The sequence below is a fragment of the Pseudomonas sp. BR20 genome, from assembly GCF_050780135.1.
GTDB lineage: Bacteria > Pseudomonadota > Gammaproteobacteria > Pseudomonadales > Pseudomonadaceae > Aquipseudomonas.
In genome coordinates this window covers 5,052,546-5,072,537 of sequence record NZ_CP172012.1, presented here as the reverse complement: position 1 = coordinate 5,072,537, position 19,992 = coordinate 5,052,546, and the positions used below count along the sequence as shown (strand labels likewise).

The 19,992-nt window shown below is 60.9% G+C and carries 18 protein-coding genes; 10 read left to right on the top strand and 8 right to left on the bottom strand.

What is annotated here, in order from left to right:
* Positions 1-324 precede the first annotated feature (324 nt).
* Entirely contained in the window at positions 325-1,905 is a 1,581-nt protein-coding gene (locus tag ACHPFG_RS23295; RefSeq protein ID WP_431700538.1) for an NAD(P)-dependent oxidoreductase, read from the top strand.
* A gap of 59 nt (positions 1,906-1,964) precedes the next feature.
* Here the strand turns inward: ACHPFG_RS23295 and ACHPFG_RS23290 are convergent, their stop codons facing one another.
* From ACHPFG_RS23290 to speB, 4 genes are read right to left on the bottom strand one after another with little or no spacing between them, the layout of a single operon-like run.
* Complete coding sequence (locus tag ACHPFG_RS23290; protein WP_431700537.1) at positions 1,965-3,347, bottom strand: sodium:solute symporter; 1,383 nt, start codon at positions 3,345-3,347, stop codon at positions 1,965-1,967.
* 24 nt (positions 3,348-3,371) lie between these two features.
* The gene (locus ACHPFG_RS23285) at positions 3,372-4,886 is read right to left on the bottom strand and encodes a purine-cytosine permease family protein (RefSeq protein ID WP_431700536.1); all 1,515 of its coding nucleotides are present in this window, start codon (positions 4,884-4,886) and stop codon (positions 3,372-3,374) included.
* Between the two features lie 21 nt (positions 4,887-4,907).
* The gene (locus tag ACHPFG_RS23280) at positions 4,908-5,330 is read right to left on the bottom strand and encodes a YybH family protein (protein WP_145336990.1); all 423 of its coding nucleotides are present in this window, start codon (positions 5,328-5,330) and stop codon (positions 4,908-4,910) included.
* Positions 5,330-6,280 carry an agmatinase gene (gene speB, locus ACHPFG_RS23275; protein WP_027603787.1) on the bottom strand — a complete coding sequence of 317 codons (951 nt, stop codon included), beginning with the start codon at positions 6,278-6,280 and terminating at the stop codon, positions 5,330-5,332. Before speB ends, ACHPFG_RS23280 begins: the two co-directional genes overlap by 1 nt.
* Before the next feature lie 149 nt (positions 6,281-6,429).
* Here speB and ACHPFG_RS23270 point away from each other — a divergent pair, with 149 nt between their 5' ends.
* The 7 genes from ACHPFG_RS23270 to ACHPFG_RS23240 all read left to right on the top strand — a co-directional run bounded on the left by ACHPFG_RS23270 (position 6,430) and on the right by ACHPFG_RS23240 (position 14,325).
* The gene (locus ACHPFG_RS23270) at positions 6,430-7,323 is read left to right on the top strand and encodes a LysR family transcriptional regulator (RefSeq protein WP_131698623.1); all 894 of its coding nucleotides are present in this window, start codon (positions 6,430-6,432) and stop codon (positions 7,321-7,323) included.
* A 6-nt stretch (positions 7,324-7,329) separates the two neighbouring features.
* A complete protein-coding gene (locus ACHPFG_RS23265) occupies positions 7,330-7,935 on the top strand; it encodes a tRNA-uridine aminocarboxypropyltransferase (RefSeq protein ID WP_431700535.1) in 606 nt (201 codons plus the stop codon).
* Positions 7,936-8,166: 231 nt separating this feature from the next.
* The gene (gene cysM, locus ACHPFG_RS23260) at positions 8,167-9,069 is read left to right on the top strand and encodes a cysteine synthase CysM (RefSeq protein WP_015885254.1); all 903 of its coding nucleotides are present in this window, start codon (positions 8,167-8,169) and stop codon (positions 9,067-9,069) included.
* A complete protein-coding gene (gene rlmD / locus ACHPFG_RS23255) occupies positions 9,069-10,421 on the top strand; it encodes a 23S rRNA (uracil(1939)-C(5))-methyltransferase RlmD (RefSeq protein WP_431700534.1) in 1,353 nt (450 codons plus the stop codon). The genes cysM and rlmD overlap by 1 nt, the downstream gene beginning before the upstream one ends.
* 123 nt (positions 10,422-10,544) lie before the next feature.
* Complete coding sequence (relA, locus tag ACHPFG_RS23250) at positions 10,545-12,788, top strand: GTP diphosphokinase (RefSeq protein WP_027603791.1); 2,244 nt, start codon at positions 10,545-10,547, stop codon at positions 12,786-12,788.
* A gap of 132 nt (positions 12,789-12,920) precedes the next feature.
* Positions 12,921-13,754 (top strand): nucleoside triphosphate pyrophosphohydrolase, encoded by an 834-nt coding sequence (gene mazG / locus ACHPFG_RS23245; RefSeq protein ID WP_431700533.1) that lies wholly within the window; start codon positions 12,921-12,923, stop codon positions 13,752-13,754.
* A gap of 25 nt (positions 13,755-13,779) precedes the next feature.
* A complete protein-coding gene (locus ACHPFG_RS23240; protein WP_028617375.1) occupies positions 13,780-14,325 on the top strand; it encodes a DUF2058 domain-containing protein in 546 nt (181 codons plus the stop codon).
* Positions 14,326-14,476: 151 nt separating this feature from the next.
* Here the strand turns inward: ACHPFG_RS23240 and ACHPFG_RS23235 are convergent, their stop codons facing one another.
* From ACHPFG_RS23235 to purM, 4 genes are all read right to left on the bottom strand, one after another.
* Positions 14,477-14,665 (bottom strand): hypothetical protein, encoded by a 189-nt coding sequence (locus tag ACHPFG_RS23235; protein ID WP_131698619.1) that lies wholly within the window; start codon positions 14,663-14,665, stop codon positions 14,477-14,479.
* Between the two features lie 272 nt (positions 14,666-14,937).
* The gene (locus ACHPFG_RS23230; protein ID WP_131698618.1) at positions 14,938-15,651 is read right to left on the bottom strand and encodes a DUF3108 domain-containing protein; all 714 of its coding nucleotides are present in this window, start codon (positions 15,649-15,651) and stop codon (positions 14,938-14,940) included.
* A gap of 8 nt (positions 15,652-15,659) precedes the next feature.
* A complete protein-coding gene (gene purN / locus ACHPFG_RS23225; protein ID WP_431700532.1) occupies positions 15,660-16,310 on the bottom strand; it encodes a phosphoribosylglycinamide formyltransferase in 651 nt (216 codons plus the stop codon).
* The gene (gene purM / locus ACHPFG_RS23220) at positions 16,310-17,368 is read right to left on the bottom strand and encodes a phosphoribosylformylglycinamidine cyclo-ligase (protein ID WP_014719398.1); all 1,059 of its coding nucleotides are present in this window, start codon (positions 17,366-17,368) and stop codon (positions 16,310-16,312) included. Before purM ends, purN begins: the two co-directional genes overlap by 1 nt.
* A 357-nt stretch (positions 17,369-17,725) precedes the next feature.
* On the opposite strand from purM, the gene ACHPFG_RS23215 reads away from it, so the two are divergent.
* Positions 17,726-18,766, top strand: a complete 1,041-nt coding sequence (locus ACHPFG_RS23215; protein WP_431700531.1) for a DUF2066 domain-containing protein — start codon at positions 17,726-17,728, stop codon at positions 18,764-18,766.
* Between the two features lie 43 nt (positions 18,767-18,809).
* Positions 18,810-19,883, top strand: coding sequence for an AI-2E family transporter (locus ACHPFG_RS23210; RefSeq protein ID WP_431700530.1), 1,074 nt, complete (start codon positions 18,810-18,812; stop codon positions 19,881-19,883).
* Positions 19,884-19,992: the final 109 nt, after the last annotated feature.

Genomic DNA, 19,992 nt, shown 5'->3' with positions numbered 1-19,992 from the left:
TCACCCCTCGCGATAACCCCCTCACTCCACAACACTCACTCGCCCCAGGTGATCTGAACAATCGTTCCGATGGAAGCGTCTGCTTCCAGGAGATGTCTGTTGTTCCTCTGTGACACAGGGAGTAGTCCGAATCTATGCAGGTCCGTCAGGCTTTTGACTTTCAAGTGTCGGAATCAGGCTACTTGTTCATCAGAAACGGCTGGCTTATTCAATTCAAACGATGAGCGTAGGTTGAGTTCCTCAAGGGCATTTTAATAACGCCCACCCTTCATTGAATGGCTCTCTGCGAGGCATTAGTCAGTCAGAATTGCTGGAGACACAGCTATGAGGCTCTCTTCCATTCCGCCAGTCGCCGCGTCACTCATCGCCATAACCGGAAATATCCTGCATCTCGCACCGGTGTCGAGAGCCTGGAAGGCTCACGCACCCAGCAACGTAGTGTTCTTTCCCCCGACATTGACCAAACACGATCTGCTCATACAGATCGGTCTCCTGAGCCCATCGGCGATCATTGTCGGGGACCAGGCGGTCGATGCCGACGTCATCGCCCAATGGCGCATATCCCACCCGTTTGGCGAGCTCCATTTGATCCGCAGAGGTACGAGCCTGGATAAGGTGCGAATGGACCTTTGCGGTTCCAACGACATCCGCGTGGTCAATACGCCGGGGGTCAACGCGCCGCATGTTGCCGCCTATATGGCGCGCTGGCTGACACTCGCTGATGGCTCCCTGCCCCGTGACATCTGTGTACTGGGATACGGCAACGTGGGCAGAGAGCTGGTCAAGGTGTTGCTTGATCGGGATCCTGAGGTTCGGATCAAGGTATTGGATCGACAGGGTCAGAGGCCGGACACTCTCGGCAAAGCCTGTTCCGACAGTCGAGTGTCCTTTGGTCTGGACTGGCACGAGGTGCTGGTGGGGGCTCGTGCTGTCGCTATCTGTTTATCCCTGAATGATGAGTCCACCCATCGCATTGATCAGGCCCTCATTCAGTGCCTGCACACGCAAGCTCGCCTGGTCTGCGTCGCCAAGCCGGATGTCTTCAGCGACGACGCGTTGCGGGCCCTGGCAACGGCTGAAGGTATCCAGCTTGTATTAGACTACGGGCCTGGGACACTGGATGCATTTCGGGGGCGCGCGCAGGCACTCGGCTGCAGTGTCTCCAAGTGGCGTAAACCGGCGACCCTTACAACCCAGGCGGCAATGACTGAAGCCTGCCATGGCGACCTTGACTATGCCGTCTCAATTCAACTGAGTCTGACCGCCTTGCGCTGCCTGGTCAGGCGCAAACTTGCCCACTCATTGACGATCCCCGCGCAACAGGCAGATGCCGGCGCGCCGCGCGTATCGATCATCGGTCGAGGTATCAACGGCCTGCTCCAAGCCGTGATGTTGCGCCTGGCCAACTATCAGGTCTCGGTCTACGGAGGACATCAGCAGAGCGATGGAGCCGGTCTGTCAGCCGCCGAGACGACTGCAAAGCCGCTGAGTAACGATTATCTAACGCCTGGAAATCAGTACTTGGCCGTAGAGTGCAATCGCGCAGGCATTGAGCTGTTTGAAAAGTTTCTGGCTGACAATCCATCGATTGACGCATCGGGCGACGACCTGGGGTTTGCGCACTTGATGGATGAGATAGTCACGCTTTTGCAGCGTTCTGGGGTTCAGTTCATGCCCCAGTATCTGAGCCCAACCCAAATTGCTGATATGAGCAGAGAGCACTTCGTCGTCACGCCCATGGGAGCAGAGGAAACGGATGGACTGTCGATAGTCTATTGCTCCGCCTACAACCGCATTGCCGCCGGAGGCACATATTCCGGGGGGACGACGCAGGGATCGGTGTGGGCTTCTTTGGTCCAGGAGATCATCCAGGCAAAGGCGTCTGCAGGTTCGGCACGGTATTAATGAAAAAACGGGTGCGACATCCGACGTCGCACCCGCTGAAAAAACCGCTCTAAATCTTCTTACACCGTCCGAGCCACCTGCGCCTGTGGCCGGCGCGACAACACACTCACCAGCACAAAACTCACCAGCGCCACCGCCAGGCTGTAGTAAATCGGCGTGTTCGCATCCAACCCATCCTTGAACATGAACACCAGCGCCGTCACGAAGCCCAGGGTCATGGACGTGATTGCTCCCGACGTGGTCGCCCGCTTCCAGAATATCGCGCCGATCAGCGGGATCAGCATGCCACCCACCAGCAGGTTGTAGGCCAGGGTCAGGGCGCTGATCACGTCATTGACCACCAGTGCGATGCCCAGCACGACAATGCCGGTCAACATCGTGAACAGACGGTTGATTGCCAGGCTCGATTGTTTACCGCCGCGCAAACGTGGCAGCAGGTCTTCAGTCAATACGGTGGAGGCGGCGAGCAAGCCGGCGCTGGCGGTGGACATCATCGCCGCCAATGCCGCAGCGATCACCAGGCCACGAATCCCGTCTGGCAACGACACTTTGACGATGGCTGCGAACGCGTTGTTGACGTTATCCAGGTCCGGAATCAGTACATGGGCCGCCATGCCGATCAGTGCACAGGCCAGGCCGTAGAGGATGCAGTAGAAACCGGCGAAAGTGCCTGCGTACTTGGCGACCTTTTCGTCACGGGCGGTGAACACCCGCTGCCAGATATCCTGGCCGATCAGGATGCCGAAGAAGTAGATCATGAAGTAGGTAATGATCGTGTCCCAGCCGATCGCGGTGAAGCTGAAGCTCGATGCCGGCAGCTTGGCCACCAGCTCATCCCAGCCGCCGACGCGGTACAGGCAGATCGGCAGCAGGATAAACATCAGGCCGACGGTCTTGATCACGAACTGCACGATGTCGGTGAGGGTCAACGACCACATGCCGCCGATGGTCGAGTAGACCACCACCACACCACCGCCCAGCAACACCGAAATCCAGAACGGCAGGCCGAACAGCACTTGCAGCACGGTGCCGATGGCCAGGATCGAGGTCACGCCGATCATCAGCGCGTAGGCCAGCATGATCACCGCACTCGCTTGGCGGGCCATGGGGTTGTAGCGCTTTTCCAGCACCTGGGTGACGGTGAAGATTTTCAGCTTGAGCAGCGGCTTTGCCAGGAACAGGTTCAGCGCGATGATCCCCATGCCCAGCGCGGCACACAGCCAGAAGCCGGAGATGCCATGCACGTAACCCAGGCGCACAGTACCGACGGTGGATGCACCGCCCAGTACCGTGGCGGCCATAGTGCCCATGTACAGCGACGGGCCCAGATTGCGACCGGCCACCAGGTAGTCTTCGTGGGTCTTGGCGCGGCGCATGCCGTAATAGCCGAGCACGAGCATGCCGGCGGCGTAGATGAGTACGACGAATAAATCCAAAGCCATGACGGCGGGTCTCCGATTATTGTTTTAGGTAACAGGCGAACTTGTTGTGGGAGCGGAGCTTGCTCCCGCAGGGCTGCGAAGCGGACTATTGGGGCCATACACCGAAGCCGGCTCTGGAAACACACGCAGCAACGTCAGGTAAACCACTGACGCCAACCCCAGCGTCACCGGCAGGCTGATATCGATGCCGTTCGCCAGGTTGCCCAGCGGCCCGACAAACTGACCCGGCAAGTTGACAAAGCACAGGCCCACCAGCGCGCTCGGGATCCAGGCCCCCACCCCGCGCCAGTTCCAGCCATGGCTGAACCAGTAGCGGCCGCCGGTTTCACCACGGGTGAAGACCTGCAGGTCATCCGGGCAGTAGAAGCCGCGACGTACGATCAGGCCGATGATCATCATCACCATCCACGGCGTGGTGCAGGTGATGATCAGCACGGCGAAGGTCGATACGCTCTGCACCAGGTTGGCGGCGAAACGTCCGATAAAGATGAAGGCAATCGACATCACCCCGATCAGCAGCGTGGCCTTGACCCGCGACAGCACGCGCGGGAACACGCTGGACATGTCCAAGCCGGTGCCATACAGCGAGGTGGTGCCGGTGGACATGCCGCCAATCACTGCGATCAGGCACACCGGCAGGAAGAACCAGGTGGGTGCCACCGCCAGCAAGCCGCCGACGTAGTTGTTGGCCGCGATGTAGTCCGGCGCCTTGATCGCCACGATGGTCGCGGTGGCCAGGCCGAACAGGAACGGGATCAAGGTGGCGATTTGTGCCAGGACCACCGCCAGCATGATGCGCATTTTCGGCGTCTCACGTGGGATATAGCGTGACCAGTCACCTAGGAACGCCCCGAAGGAAATCGGGTTGCTCATGGCCACCAGCGCCGCGCCGATAAAGGCCGCCCAGAAGCCGGTCTGGCCCAGGGCTACGGTGCCGGCGAAGTGGCTGTCGAAGGTCGGCGCGAACGCGAAGATGCCCAACAGAAACAGCAGGCTTGCCGCCCAGACCGCAATGCGGTTGACCCACAGCATGAAGCGAAAGCCGTAGATGCATACCGTCAGGACAAGCATGGCGAATACGCCGTAGGCCAGGCCCAGGGTCAGGTCGGTTTCCGGCAGGCCGATCAGCCGTTTCGCACCGCCGACCAGCGCATCGCCTGAACTCCACACCGACAGTGAGAAGAAGGCAATCGCCGTCAGCAGTGACAGAAACGAACCGACAATCCGCCCGTGCACGCCGAAGTGCGCACCGGAAGACACGGCATTGTTGGTGCCATTGATCGGCCCGAACAGGCCCATCGGCGCCAGGATCAGCGCACCCACCAGCACGCCCAGCACAATCGCCCAGACCCCGGCCTGGAACGACAGGCCGAACAACACCGGAAAGGAACCGAGCACGGCGGTGGCAAAGGTATTGGCGCCGCCGAAGATCAGGCGGAACAGATCCTTGGGGGTGGCCGTACGTTCGTTGTCCGGGATCTGTTCGACCCCGTTGGTTTCTATTTTGCGAATACTATTTTCGTTGTTTTTATTATTCATGATCAGCTCCGATCACAGTGGCTAAGGGGGCGGCAGCCCTTCCGGCATAGCGGACAAATGTTCGTGACAGGCCAGCCACAGGCCTTCTTGTTGTTCTGTGCGAGATCCTTGCCGTTTGAAGACAATGGTCTCGCGTTCCTGGCTAAAGAATTGCTCCCCATTCATGCGCAGCTCGGTGGCCACGTCATGAATAAATATCGCCACGTCACCCTGCAGGCTGACCACGGCGTTGCTCGAGGTGCAGGACAGCACCTCGAACCCTTCATCCCGACGCCAGCTGTCCCACAACGCCTGGTAGGCATCGCGACTGAGCAGCGGCTGGGGGAGGGTGTAGAACACAAAGCTGGCATCGGCCGTGAACGCGCCGAAGTAGGCGGCGCGGTCGTTGCGCGCAAACGCCGACACCAGGTCGGCGGCGGCTTTCAATACCTGCGGCACGCTCATCAACGGTGCGCCACGCCGGGCAGTACGCAAAGCATTTCGTACAGCAGGTTGGCGCCCAGCAGCGAGGTGTTGCCGGTGGTGTCGTAGGGCGGCGAAACTTCTACCAGATCGCAACCAACCAGGTCGAGGCCCTGGCAGCCACGGATGATTTCGATCGCCTGGATGGTGGTCAGCCCGCCGATCTCCGGCGTGCCGGTGCCGGGCGCCCAGGCCGGGTCGATGCCGTCGATATCGAAGCTCAGGTACACCGGGCCGCCGCCGACTTTTTCCCGCACCTCGGCCATCAGTGGCGCGAGGGAGTGGTGCCAGCATTCTTCGGCCTGCACTACACGGAAGCCCTGTTTGCGGCTCCAGTTAAAGTCCTCGGCGGTGTAGCCCTGGGCGCGCAGGCCGATCTGCACCACGCGGTCGCAATCAAGCAGGCCTTCCTCCACGGCGCGGCGGAAGGTGGTGCCGTGGGCGATTTTCTCGCCGAACATATGGTCGTTGACGTCGGCGTGGGCATCGATGTGCACCAGCCCGACCTTGCCGTGTTTCTTGTGGATCGCCCGCAGGATCGGCAAGGTAATGGTGTGGTCACCGCCCAATGTCATCGGGATCACATTGTGCTCGAGAATCTCATCGTAGGCCTCTTCGATGATGCGCACGGCGTCCAGCAGGTTGAAGGTGTTGATCGCAACGTCGCCAATATCCGCTACTGACAGCGAGTCGAACGGCGCGGCGCCGGTGGCCATGTTGTAAGGGCGGATCATCACCGACTCGGCGCGGATTTCACGCGGCCCGAAGCGGGTGCCGGCACGCAGCGAGGTGCCGATGTCCAGGGGCACGCCGATAAAGGCCGCATCCAGGCCCTTGGCCGATTGCAGGTGGGGAAGACGCATCATGGTGGCGATGCCGGCGAAGCGCGGCATTTCGTTGCCGCCCAGTGGTTGGTGGAAAATCTTGTCCACGGGATTGCCTCATCGTTGTTGTGTTTATCAGGGGCCGATTCTGCGAAATGCGCAGGAAGGGAAGAATCGGCAGGGGCAAATACTTAGTTCAGATTTTTCTAAACTAAAGCGCGCAGGTAGACTGCTGAGATCTATACCCGGAGCCAACCATGGCCAACGCCTTGCCCGACCTGAAACTCCTGCGCATCTTCGTCAGCGTCGTGCGCCACCAGGGCTTTGCCAACGCCCAGCACGAACTCAACCTGTCCACGTCGGCCATCAGCACCTATATGAGCCAGTTGGAAAGCGCGTTGGGCCTGGTGCTGTGCCATCGCGGGCGGGGTGGGTTCAGCCTGACCAGCAAGGGCGAGCTGTTTCATCAGGAAACCCTGCGCCTGCTGGGCGAACTGGAAGGCTTCGAGCAATACGCCGCTGCGCTCAAGGGTGAGTTGCGCGGCACGCTCAAGCTCGGCGTGCTCGACTCCACCGTAAGCGACAACGCCTTGCCGTTCGCCGAGGTTATCGGCGCCTACAGCCTGGAGCACCCGGCGGTGCACCTGAATTTATCGGTGATGAGCCCTTACGAACTGCAACTCGGTGTGCAGGACAACCGCCTGGACCTGGCCATCGGCGCCTTTTCCAATCGCATGAGCGGGCTGATCTACATGCCGCTGTACCGCGAGCAACACTGGTTGTATTGCAGCACCCGCCATCCGTTGTTCAACGAGCGTCGCATCCCTGAACAAGTGATCACCCAGCAACGCATGGTCGGGCGCGGTTACTGGAGCCAGGCCGAACTGGCGCGCCACGGCTTCAAGCACAGCGCCGCTACCGTGGAAAGTATGGAGGCACAGTTGATCCTGGTGCTCTCCGGTGCCTACATCGGCTACCTGCCCGAACACTACGCCCAGGCCTGGGCCGACAAGGGCGACCTGCGCGTATTGCTGCCCGCCACCTTCGGCTACCAGGCGCCGTTCTCGATGATCATGCGCCGGGGCCGTAGTCGCGAGCCGTTGATCCAGACCTTCCGCGATTTACTCAAAGCCCAGCTCAATCAGGCCTGAACAACCATGTCCCGACCCCAATGCTCCCGCTGCCTCAGGCCTGTTGCCCATTGCCTGTGCGCGCTGATTCCCAGCCTCGACAGCCGCACCCGCGTGCTTGTTTTGCAGCACCCGAGCGAGGTCAACCATGCGCTCAACACCGCGCGGCTGGCGGCGCTGGGGTTGAACAATGCGCAGTTGATCGTGGGTGAGCTCTTTGATGACCTGCCGACCCTGCTGAACCCGCCCGGCTATCAGGCGCGGCTGTTGTTTCCGGCTGACGATGCACAGCCGTTGCAAGCCTATGCACCCGGCGATCAGCCGCTGTTGCTGGTGGTGCCCGACGGCACCTGGCGCAAGGCGCGCAAACTGCTGCACCTCAATCCGTTGTTGGCGGCGCTGCCTCGAGTGACGCTGGTCGAGGGCGCCGTGTCTCGCTACCGATTACGCAAGGCGCCCGGGCCAGGGGCGTTGTCGACGGTGGAGGCGATTGTGCAGGCGTTGCAGGTGCTGGAGGCGCCGGTGTCGTTTGAACCGTTGCTCAAGCCGTTTGATGCATTGATCGAAGGGCAGATTGCGGCGATGGGGGAGGAGGTCTTTCAGAAAAATCATGGCGATGGGCATTTGGGCTAGGCGGGGTATCGACGCGCGGCCATCGGAAGCAAGCCCCCTCCCACATTCGACCGAGTTCCGCATGAGGATGCGGTCGAATGTGGGAGGGGGCTTGCTCCCGATGGGGCCCTCAAGCTCACCCTCTTTTTCCGCTTATTCCTTTAAGCCATAAGCACCGCACTTTGCGTGATATGGCCCGCCGACCTTTCCCGGTATGATGTTTGCCCCCGCAGTCTGGATTGCGAATACGCCATGACCTTGCAGTACCCTACAATCGCCGATTGCGTCGGCAACACGCCCCTGGTCCGCTTGCAACGCATGGCGGGTGAAACCAGCAATACCCTGTTGCTCAAGCTCGAAGGGAACAACCCGGCCGGCTCGGTAAAAGACCGCCCGGCGCTGTCGATGATCACCCGCGCCGAGCTGCGTGGGCAGATCAAGCCCGGTGACACCCTGATCGAAGCCACCTCCGGTAACACCGGGATCGCCCTGGCCATGGCCGCCGCGATCAAGGGTTACAAGATGGTGCTGATCATGCCCGACAACGGCAGCGCCGAGCGCAAGGCGGCGATGACCGCTTATGGCGCCGAGTTGGTGCTGGTCACCCAGGAAGAAGGCATGGAAGGCGCCCGCGACCTCGCTGAGCGCATGGCCGCCGAAGGCCGTGGCCAGGTGCTGGACCAGTTCGCCAATGGGGACAACCCCGAAGCGCACTACACCACCACCGGTCCGGAAATCTGGCGCCAGACCCAGGGCACCATCACCCATTTCGTCAGCTCCATGGGCACCACCGGCACCATCATGGGCAACTCGCGCTACCTCAAGGAGCAGAACCCGGCGATCCAGATCGTCGGCCTGCAACCGATGGAAGGTGCGGCCATCCCAGGCATTCGTCGCTGGCCCGAAGAGTATTTGCCGAAGATCTACAACGCGACGCGCGTGGACCGCATCATCGACATGGCCCAGCGTGAAGCCGAAGACACCACCCGCCGCCTGGCGCGTGAAGAAGGCATCTTCTGCGGCGTGTCGTCCGGCGGTGCCGTGGCGGGTATGTTGCGCTTGTCCAAGGAAGTGGAAAACGCGGTGATCGTCGCGATCATCTGTGACCGAGGCGACCGTTACCTGTCGACCGGCATTTTCGACGAACCCAACTGATGGCCAAGCACGAGAGAGGCCTGCGCTTCCAACCGACGGGCGGCAGCCGAGCCCCACAGATTCCCGTGGGCAAGAAGCAACGCCTGACCATCGAGCGCCTGGCCAACGACGGCCGCGGCATCGTGTTCTTTGAAGGCCGCACCTGGTTTGTGAACGGTGCGCTGGCCGGCGAAGAGGTTGAAGCGCGGGTGTTGGGCACCCACGGCAAAGTGGTCGAAGCCCGCACCGAACGCGTGTTCAAGGCCAGTGAGCTGCGTCGTCCGGCACCGTGCGCGCACTTCGGCCGCTGTGGTGGTTGCAGCGTGCAGCACTTGCCCCATGACGAACAACTTGCCCTGAAACAGCGCATGGTCGCCGAGCAACTGTCCCGCGTGGCCGGTGTCGAACCGCAGGAGTGGGCTGCACCGCTGAGCGGGCCGGAATTCGCTTACCGACGCCGCGCCCGCGTGGCCGTGCGCTGGGATGCCAAGGCGAAAAAACTCGAGGTGGGTTTCCGCGCCGTGGCCAGCCAGGACATCGTCGCCATCGATGATTGCCCGGTGCTGGTACAGGCCTTGCAACCGATCATGCAGCGCCTGCCGAACATGCTGCGTCGCTTGAGCAAACCTCAGGCCCTGGGGCATGTGGAGTTGTTCAGTGGCTCGTCCGTCGCCGTGCTGCTGCGGCATATGGCGCCGTTGTCGGACGCGGACATGCTGATCCTGAAAGAATTTTGCAGCTTCCATGAAGCCCAGTTGTGGCTGCATGGGGAAGGTCAGCCGGAACCGATTGAGCCCGATCAATCACTAGGTTTCCGATTGGACGCGTGGAATTTGGAGTTGGCGTACCGACCAGGGGATTTTGTCCAGGTCAACGCCGGAGTCAACGAGGCGATGGTTGCCCAGGCCCTGGACTGGCTGGCGCCGCAGCCTGATGAGCGGGTGCTGGACCTGTTTTGCGGCCTGGGCAACTTTGCCCTGCCACTGGCTCGCCACGTACGCGAAGTGGTGGCGGTGGAGGGAGTGCAGACCATGGTGGATCGGGCGGCACAGAATGCCGTCAGCAACAATTTGCATAATGTGCAGTTTTTTCAGGCCGATTTGTCCCAGCCTTTGACTGACGCGGAATGGGCCAAACAGGGCTTTTCTGCGGTACTCTTGGACCCACCCCGCGATGGTGCCCAAGAGGTTGTGCGCAAGCTCGCCACCCTGGGGGCCAAGCGCCTGGTGTATGTGTCCTGCAACCCGGCGACGCTGGCGCGGGACACGGTTGAGCTGGTCAAGCAAGGCTACCGGCTAAAACGTGCCGGGATCCTCGACATGTTTCCGCAGACAGCGCATGTCGAGGCCATGGCGTTATTTGAAGCGGGCTAGGATGCCCGTTTAATCCGACTGGCCTGCGTTCTCCAAGGCCTATGATCTGCCACGGAGTTCGCAGTAAAAAGGTCGGCGATGATTTTGGCGCATCCAAGGTGCGTCGTAGGGAAGGTAAGCAAGATGGTACAGGTGAGAGCACACCAGCCGATCAACACCGACGGCAGTATCAATCTCGAGGCATGGCTGGATCATGCCATCAGTGTCGACCCGGCACTGGACCGTGAAGCCTTGAAAGCAGCCTGCGAGTTCGCTCGCGAGTCTGAGCAACAAGACAATGCAGCCAAGAACCTGTGGGCCGAAGGCACTTCCAGCTTTCGCACCGGGTTGGAAATCGCCGAGATCCTCGCCGATCTCAAGCTGGACCAGGATTCACTGATCGCCGCCGTGCTCTATCGCGGCGTGCGTGAAGGGCACATCCAGTTGCCGACCGTCAGCCAGCGTTTTGGCGCGGTTGTGGCCAAGCTGATCGACGGCGTGCTGCGCATGGCCGCCATCAGCGCCAGCCTCAGCCCTCGCCAGTCCATGGTGCTGGGCACCCAGGGCCAGGTGGAAAACCTGCGCAAGATGCTGGTGGCGATGGTCGACGACGTGCGTGTCGCCCTGATCAAGCTGGCCGAGCGCACCTGCGCGATCCGTGCGGTGAAGACCGCCGACGACGAAAAGCGCAACCGCGTCGCCCGCGAAGTCTTCGACATCTACGCGCCGCTGGCCCACCGCCTGGGTATCGGGCATATCAAGTGGGAGCTGGAGGACTTGTCCTTCCGCTACCTCGAACCGGATCAATACAAACAGATCGCCACGTTGCTGCATGAGCGGCGGCTCGACCGCGAGCGCTTTATCAGCGACGTGATGGGCCAGTTGCGCGCCGAGTTGCAGGCCACCGGGGTCGATGCCGACATCAGCGGTCGTGCCAAACACATTTATTCGATCTGGCGCAAAATGCAGCGCAAGGGCCTGGCCTTCAGCCAGATCTACGATGTGCGCGCCGTGCGCGTGCTGGTACCGGAAATGCGCGACTGCTACACCGCGCTGGGTATCGTCCATACACTGTGGCGGCACATTCCCAAGGAGTTCGACGACTACATCGCCAACCCCAAGGAAAACGGCTACCGCTCGCTGCACACCGCCGTGATCGGCCCCGAGGGCAAGGTGCTGGAAGTGCAGATTCGCACCCACGCCATGCACGAAGAGGCAGAGCTGGGCGTGTGTGCGCACTGGCGCTACAAGGGCACCGACGTCAAGGCCGGGTCCAACCAGTACGAAGAGAAAATCTCCTGGCTGCGCCAAGTGCTGGAGTGGCACGAAGAACTCGGCGACATCGGCGGCCTGGCCGAACAGTTGCGGGTGGATATCGAGCCGGATCGGGTCTACATCTTTACGCCCGACGGCCATGCCATCGACTTGCCCAAGGGCGCCACGCCGCTGGACTTCGCCTACCGCGTGCACACCGAGATCGGCCATAACTGCCGGGGCGCGAAGATCAACGGGCGCATCGTACCGCTCAACTACAGCCTGCAAACCGGCGAGCAGGTCGAGATCATCACCAGCAAGCACGGCACGCCGAGCCGCGACTGGCTGAACCCGAACCTGGGCTACATCACCACATCGCGGGCGCGGGCGAAGATCGTGCATTGGTTCAAGTTGCAGGCACGCGACCAGAACGTCGCCGCCGGCAAGACCCTGCTCGAACGCGAGCTGGGCCGCTTGGGCCTGCCGCAGGTGGACTTCGACAAGCTGGCCGAAAAAGCCAACATGAAGATTGCCGAAGACATGTTCGCCGCCCTCGGTGCCGGTGACCTGCGCCTGGCGCAACTGGTTAACCTGGCCCAGCAACTGGTCGAGCCGGAGCGCGGCAACGAACAACTGGAGCTGATCCCACGCAAAGCCACCGGCTATAAGCCCGGCAAGCGTGGCGATATCCAGATCCAGGGCGTCGGTAACCTGTTGACGCAAATCGCCGGCTGCTGCCAGCCGTTGCCGGGGGATGCCATCGTCGGCTACATCACCCAGGGCCGTGGCGTGAGCATTCACCGCCAGGACTGCGCCTCGGTGCTGCAACTGGGCGGGCGCGAGCCGGAGCGGATTATCCAGGTCAGCTGGGGCCCGGTGCCGGTGCTCACCTACCCGGTGGACATCATCATCCGTGCCTACGACCGGTCCGGCCTGCTGCGTGACGTCTCGCAAGTGCTGCTCAATGAGCGCATCAACGTGCTGGCGGTCAACACCCGCTCGAATAAAGAGGACAACACGGCGTTGATGTCCCTGACCATCGAGATTCCGGGGCTGGACGCACTGGGGCGGTTGCTGGGGCGGATTTCCCAGTTGCCGAACATCATTGAGACGCGGCGCAACCGTACCCCATGATTCGCGGAATGAATGCAGGCTAAATGTGGGAGGGGGCTTGCTCCCGATAGCAGGCTGTCAGTTGATACATCGGGTGGCTGACGCACCGCTATCGGGAGCAAGCCCCCTCCCACACTGATCGGACACAGAAAGATGTATTCACTTGAAGATCTGCTGCACCTGATGAGCCGCCTGCGAGACCCGCAATACGGGTGCCCGTGGGACATCAAGCAAACCTACGCCACCATTGTCCCGCACACCCTGGAAGAGGCCTACGAAGTGGCCGACGCCATCGAGCGCGGCGACTTCGATCATCTGCAGGGTGAGTTGGGCGACTTGTTGTTCCAGGTGGTGTATTACAGCCAGCTGGCACGGGAAGAAGGGCGTTTCGAATTTGCCGGCGTGATCGACAGCATCACCCGCAAGCTGATTCGCCGTCATCCCCATGTGTTCCCGACCGGCGATCTGTATGCGCCGCTGGATATACCTCAGCTCAGCGAAGAACAGGTCAAGGAGCGCTGGGAGCAGATCAAGGCCGAGGAGCGTGCGGAAAAATCCGACGCGCCGGAGCAACTGTCCCTGCTGGACGATGTGCCGACTGCGTTGCCGTCCTTGTCCCGGGCCGCCAAGTTGCAGAAGCGCGCCAGCCAGGTCGGCTTCGACTGGCCATCGGCGTTGCCGGTGGTGGATAACGTGCGCGAAGAGCTGGATGAAGTGCTCGAAGCCATGGCTGACAACGATCCGGAGGCCATCGCCGATGAAGTCGGTGACCTGCTGTTCGCGGCGGTCAACCTGGCCCGTCACCTCAAGGTCGATCCGGAAACAGCACTGCGTGGCGCCAATGCAAAGTTCGAACGACGTTTCCGATTTATCGAACAGGCATTGCGCGATATGCACCAACCCATAGAAGATTGCACCCTCGAAGAGTTGGACGCCCTGTGGGGCGAAGCCAAACGTCAGGAAAAGAACGTGTCCAGCTGCGGTTGAGCAGTTGCCTAAGTGAGTAAGCACCATGAGCCTTTCCCTTCGCGACCAGTTGCTCAAAGCAGGTCTGGTCAACCAAAAGCAGGCCAAGCAGGTCGGCAAAGAAAAACAGAAGCAGCAGCGGCTGGTCCACAAGGGCCAGATCGAGGCCGATGACACCCAGGCTCGCCTGGCCGCCGAGGCGCACGCCGAGAAGGTCAAGCGTGACCAGGAACTCAACCGCCAGCAGCAGGAAAAAGCCGAGGCCAAGGCCCGTACGGCCCAGGTCAAGCAACTGATCGAGACCTCGCGCCTGCCTAAGCTGACTACCGAGGACTACTACAACTTCGTGGATGACAAGAAGGTCAAGCGCCTGTCGGTCAACACGTTGATGCGCAACAAGTTGAGCAACGGCTCCCTGGCCATCGTGCATCACGGCGGTGGCTACGAGGTGATCCCGCGTGAAGCCGCGCTGAAGATCCAGGAGCGTGCACCGGAGCGTATCGTGCAGCTCAACATCCTCACCGAAAGCCAGGTGCCGGATGAGGACGATCCGTACGCCGCTTACCAGATCCCGGATGATCTGATGTGGTAAGGCTGTAGCAACGAATTGTGGCGAGCAGGCTTGCCCTGCGTTGGGCTGCGGAGCAGCCCCAGAACACACAAACCCCGCTCAAAAGGCGGGGTTTGTGTTTGATAGGCACCCCAGCTGCGTGGGGCTGGGGGGCCGACAGGATTTCGAAGTTTCAGGAGCTTTGTGCCTGGCGTTTCAACTCAAGCGATTCAAGCTCGTTTTTATAATTATGAGCATCGCTCTCGTTGTGAAACATGCCGACCAGCAGGTCTTGTTGGTGGACATCCCAGATATGAATCCCATGGCCCAGCGCTTCGTGGGACATATGTTCGTCGTCGCGTTCAGTTACTTTTACAGTCATCTGCTTGCTCCAATTTCTGGTGGGTATGCGGCAAGTCGTCGCAGGTCTTTTTATACGGTTTGTTAGCTTGCTAAGTAAACCGCTTTAGAGGTTTATGACAGAAGTTTCATGTTGGGCGCCATCGGAGCAAGCCCCCTCCCACAGGGGAAAGTGCTCGCAGTTCAAATGTGGGAGGGGGCTTGCTCCCGATGACGGAAGACACTTGAACCCAAAACCCCCAGACGAAAAAAAGCCCCGCATTCAGCGAGGCTCTTTTCAGCTCATCAAGCCAATCAGCTGCCCTTGATGGCTTTGCCGTCAACGGTGCCGTCCTGCAGCATGATGTTGTATTCCTTGCCGTCGGTTTCCACCTGGCGCAGGGCTACCAAAATGCCGCCGAGGTCCTTGGCAAACCACATCTGGGTGATGCGCTTGCTTTGAGTCGGGTCGCGTACGCGCTCAACCTTGATCGCGTCAATGCTGCCGACCTTGGTCTGGACTTTTTCCGGGCCGATCACGCGGAAGTCGTAGGTGTCGACGTCGGTGCCTTCAACCACGTTGTAGCTCATGCTTTTCTTGCCCGCTGCGACGTCGCGTTGCAGGGCCAGCTGGTACGTCGATTTGTCGAGCATGCCGCTTTGCAGAGGGACGTTGACCGGGTCTTTGTTTTCAAAACCCGTTACTTTTTTGGTCGACGGATCGAAGTCCAGGTTGATCTTTTTGGCCTTGCCCAAACCGCCGCGTTCGAAGGTGTAGCTCTTGGGTTGCAGAGTGTCCTTATCAAACAGGATCACGCTGGTTTCGGTCAGGCTGGCGATCATCATGGAAGCCTTGAAGTTCAAGGTCCAGGTGCCGTCACCGTTCTTGGTCAGGCTGCGTTCTGCCGAACCACTCATGGGCAACTGTTTCCAGTCGGCGGTGTAGCTGGCGGAGAACGGGTGTAGATCTGCCGCTTGCACGGCAGGCAAGGCGAACAGCGCAAAAGCGAAGAGCAAGGCGCGACGCATAAAATCTCCTAGGTTCGAATCAAGTGGCCGCTGGCCGCAAGTAACTGACCGTCCAATAATGCACCCTGGTCACCAAGAATCAACCGCCCCTCGGCAAACCAGCGCACAGCCAGCGGGTAAATCCTGTGTTCCTGGGTATGAACCCGCTGCGCAAGTGTCTGCGCGGAGTCGTCAGACTCTACCGGAACCACTGCCTGTACGACCAGAGGCCCGCCATCGAGTTCCTCGGTGACAAAGTGCACGCTGCAGCCATGCTCGCTGTCACCGGCATCCAGCGCGCGCTGGTGCGTGTGCATGCCTTTGTATTTGGGCAGCAGGGACGGGTGGATATTCAGCAGGCGCCCTTCATAGTGGCGCACGAAATCAGCGCTGAGGATGCGCATGAAACCGGCCAGTACCACGAGTTTGGGGTTGAAGGCGTCGATCAGGTCGACCAGGGCGCTGTCGAAGGCCTCGCGGCCTTCGAAAGCCTTGTGATCCAGCGAGCGGGTTTCGATACCCGCGTCCCTGGCGCGTTGCAGGCCGTAGGCGTCGCTGCGGTTGGAGATCACCGCAGCGATGCGCACCGGGCTGTCGCCGGCGCGCGTGCTGTCGATCAGGGCCTGCAAGTTACTGCCGGTGCCGGAGAGCAGCACCACGACATCACAGGTCTGAGGCATCAGTGAGCCTTGAGGTTCTTCAGTTCAACCTGAGCCGCGCCTTCGGCGGCGGTGGCGATCTGGCCGATGACCCAAGGCTGCTCGCCGGCTTCACGCAGAACGTTCAGCGCGGTTTCAACGTGTTCTTGCGCCACGCAGATGACCATGCCCACGCCGCAGTTCAGCACGCGGTGCATTTCGGTTTCGTTGACGTTGCCTTTCTCTTGCAGCCAGTCGAATACCGCAGGACGCTGCCAGCTGGCCACGTCGACGATCGCCTGGGCGCCTTTTGGCAGTACGCGCGGGATGTTGTCCAGCAGGCCGCCACCGGTGATGTGGGCCATGGCCTTGACGGCGCCGGTGTCCTTGATCAGCTTGAGCAGCGGCTTGACGTAGATGCGGGTCGGGGCCATCAGCAGGTCGGTCAGCGGTTTGCCGTCGAGTTGGATGTTCTCGATGTCGGCGCCGGACACTTCGATGATCTTGCGGATCAGCGAGTAGCCGTTGGAGTGCGGGCCGGACGATGGCAGGGCGAGCAGGGCGTCACCGGCAGCCACTTTGGAGCCGTCGATGATTTCAGCTTTTTCTACCACGCCGACGCAGAAGCCGGCCAGGTCGTAGTCTTCGCCTTCGTACATACCTGGCATTTCAGCGGTTTCGCCGCCGACCAGGGAGCAACCCGACAGTTCGCAGCCGGCGCCGATGCCGGTCACCACCTGGGTGGCGGTCTCGACGTTCAGCTTGCCGGTGGCATAGTAGTCGAGGAAGAACAACGGCTCGGCACCGCATACCACCAGGTCGTTGACGCACATGGCCACCAGGTCGATGCCGATGCTGTCGTGCTTGTTCAGGTTCAGTGCCAGGCGCAGCTTGGTGCCCACACCGTCGGTGCCGGAAACCAATACAGGCTGCTTATAGCCGGCCGGGATCTCGCAGAGGGCGCCAAAACCGCCCAGGCCGCCCATGACTTCGGGGCGCGCAGTGCGCTTGGCGACGCTCTTGATGCGTTCGACCAATGCTTCACCGGCGTCGATGTCTACACCGGCGTCCTTGTAGCTCAGGGAGGGTTGCTTGCTCATGATCCAGGCCTTTAGGGGGGATTCAGGGGTAACGACCGAGCGGGCAGGCGCTTTTGGTAAAAGGCCCAGCCGTTGACGGTCTGCGAAGGCGCGCGATTTTATCAGGCTTGAGGGGCAGCGGCCATCCTCGGGCCGACGGGCAGGGCACATAGATTTAAAAAAGCAGGTTAAAAAAATGCTAATCGGGTCTGTTCAGGCACGTATTAAGGTATAGCCTTTAAACCGCTGTCGTTAATGACATGGCGAAAACTTACCGGGACCCCGTGAATGTTTTAGTTGTCGCTGTGGTCACAGCCTGGCTATGCCGATTTCACGCGGTCTGTTCCAGCCGCTAAATTTGTCGTTCGGGAATCTTCCATGCGTCTGTGTAATGTCTTTTTTGTAGGCTGCTTGTCGTTGATCAGCCTGGCGAGTCATGCCGAAACCCTCAATGGCCTTTATCAAGTACTTGAACCGGTCAACAGCCAGTCCCCGCAGGAGCGCGACCAGGCCACTCAGCGTGCGTTGCAGACCCTGGTCATCCGCCTCACCGGCGATGCCAAGGCCGCCGAAGGCCCGGGCCTGGCGGCGATTCGCAAGGATCCTCAGCAAATCATCACTCAATACGGTTACGACGCCGGCCCGCCCGAGAGCCTGCAAGTGGACTTCGATCCGGTCAGCACTGATCGCGCCTTGCGTGACGCCGGGCTGTCGATCTGGGGCAGCAACCGGCCATCGATCCTCGGCTGGTGGCTGAACGACTCCACCGAAGGCAGCAGTCTGGTCGGCGATGGCCAGGCTGCTGCCCAGGCGCTGCGCCGTGCGGCACAACACCGTGGCTTGCCGTTGCGCCTGCCGCTGGGGGATCTGGATGAGCAGGTCGTCGCCACGGCGCCGAATCTGGAAAGTGCCGACGCCACACCGTTGCGCGCCGCGTCCGAGCGCTACGGTGCCGACGCCTTGCTTGCCGTGCATGCACGCCAGGAAGGCAATCAATGGCAGGCCAAATGGCGACTATGGCTGGGCGACAAGAGCGAGCAGGGCACCGCGCAAGGCGCCGACACTGGCGCGCTGGCCGATGCCGTCATGCTGGCGGTCAGCCAAAAACTGGCGCCGCGCTTTGCGGTCAAGCCCGGTGTGAGTACCGAACAATTGCTGGAAGTGCAGGGCATGAACCTGGAGCGGTACGCGGCCCTGGGACACCTGCTCGAGCCGTTTGGCGGTCAGCCGCAATGGGTGGATGGCAATCGTATTGTGTACCGGGTCAACGGCAGCGCCGATCAGTTGCGTACCCAGTTGAGCCTGGCCAAATTGCAGGAGGTGCCTGCGGGTGAGGCCCCAACTCAGCAACCGGTCATCGAAGGCACGCAACCGCCTGCCGCCCCGGAGCCCCAGGCGCAACTGCGTTTTCGCTGGTAAAAAGTTCTTCCTATATAGATAGAAGCAAGTAATGGAGTGGTTTATGGCGGATACGCGTCGTTGGGTGTGGCTTGGCGGGATCGTCCTGCTGTGCGTTTTTGTGTTCTTGCTGCATTCGATCCTGACGCCGTTCCTGGTTGCGTTGCTGCTCGCCTATCTGTTCGATCCCGTGGTGGATCGCCTGGAAAAAGCCGGTCTGTCGCGGACCTTGGGTGTGGTTGCAGTGTTTGCGTTGTTCACGTTGATCATCACCGCGCTGGTGCTGGTGCTGGTGCCAATGCTGGCCAAGCAACTGTTTCGGCTCTATGAGCTGGCGCCGCAGATGCTCGACTGGCTGCAGCACACGGCGATGCCGTGGGCCCAGACCAAGCTCGGGCTGGCGGACGGTTTCTGGAAGTTCGACAAGGTCAAGGCGGCGATCAGCGAGCACATGGGCCAGACCACCGATATTGTGGGGGTGATCCTCAGCCAGGCGACCGCCTCCAGTCTGGCGCTGATCGGCTGGCTGACCAACCTGGTGCTGATTCCGGTGGTGGCGTTCTACCTGCTGCGCGATTGGGACATCATGATGGCCAAGATCCGCAGCCTGCTGCCACGCAACCGCGAAGAGCGCATCGTGGCCCTGGCCGGCGAGTGCCATGAGGTGCTTGGCGCCTTTGTGCGCGGGCAGTTGCTGGTGATGCTGGCACTGGGGATCATCTACGCGGCAGGCTTGATGGCCATCGGCCTGGAGCTGGGCCTGTTGATCGGCCTGATTGCCGGCCTTGCCGCTATCGTGCCGTATATGGGCTTTGTGATCGGTATCGGCGCGGCGTTGGTAGCCGGGCTGTTCCAGTTTGGCGGCGACCTGTACCCGATGCTGGGGATTGTCGCGGTGTTCATGGTCGGCCAGGCCTTGGAAGGCATGGTGCTCACGCCGTTGCTGGTGGGGGACCGGATTGGCCTGCACCCGGTGGCGGTGATCTTTGCGATCCTGGCCGGCGGCGAGCTGTTCGGCTTTACCGGCATCCTGCTGGCCCTGCCGGTGGCGGCGGTGATCATGGTGCTGGTGCGCCACATGCACGATTTGTACAAGGATTCCGACGCCTATACGGGGGTCGAAGACCCCGAGCTGTAACCGCTGCGTCATAAACCCGGCTTCGGCCGGGTTTGTTGTTTATGGGGCTACGGCGTCAAACAATCCGCTTAAAACCGGCAAGTTAACGCAAACCTTTGATTTTGCTTGC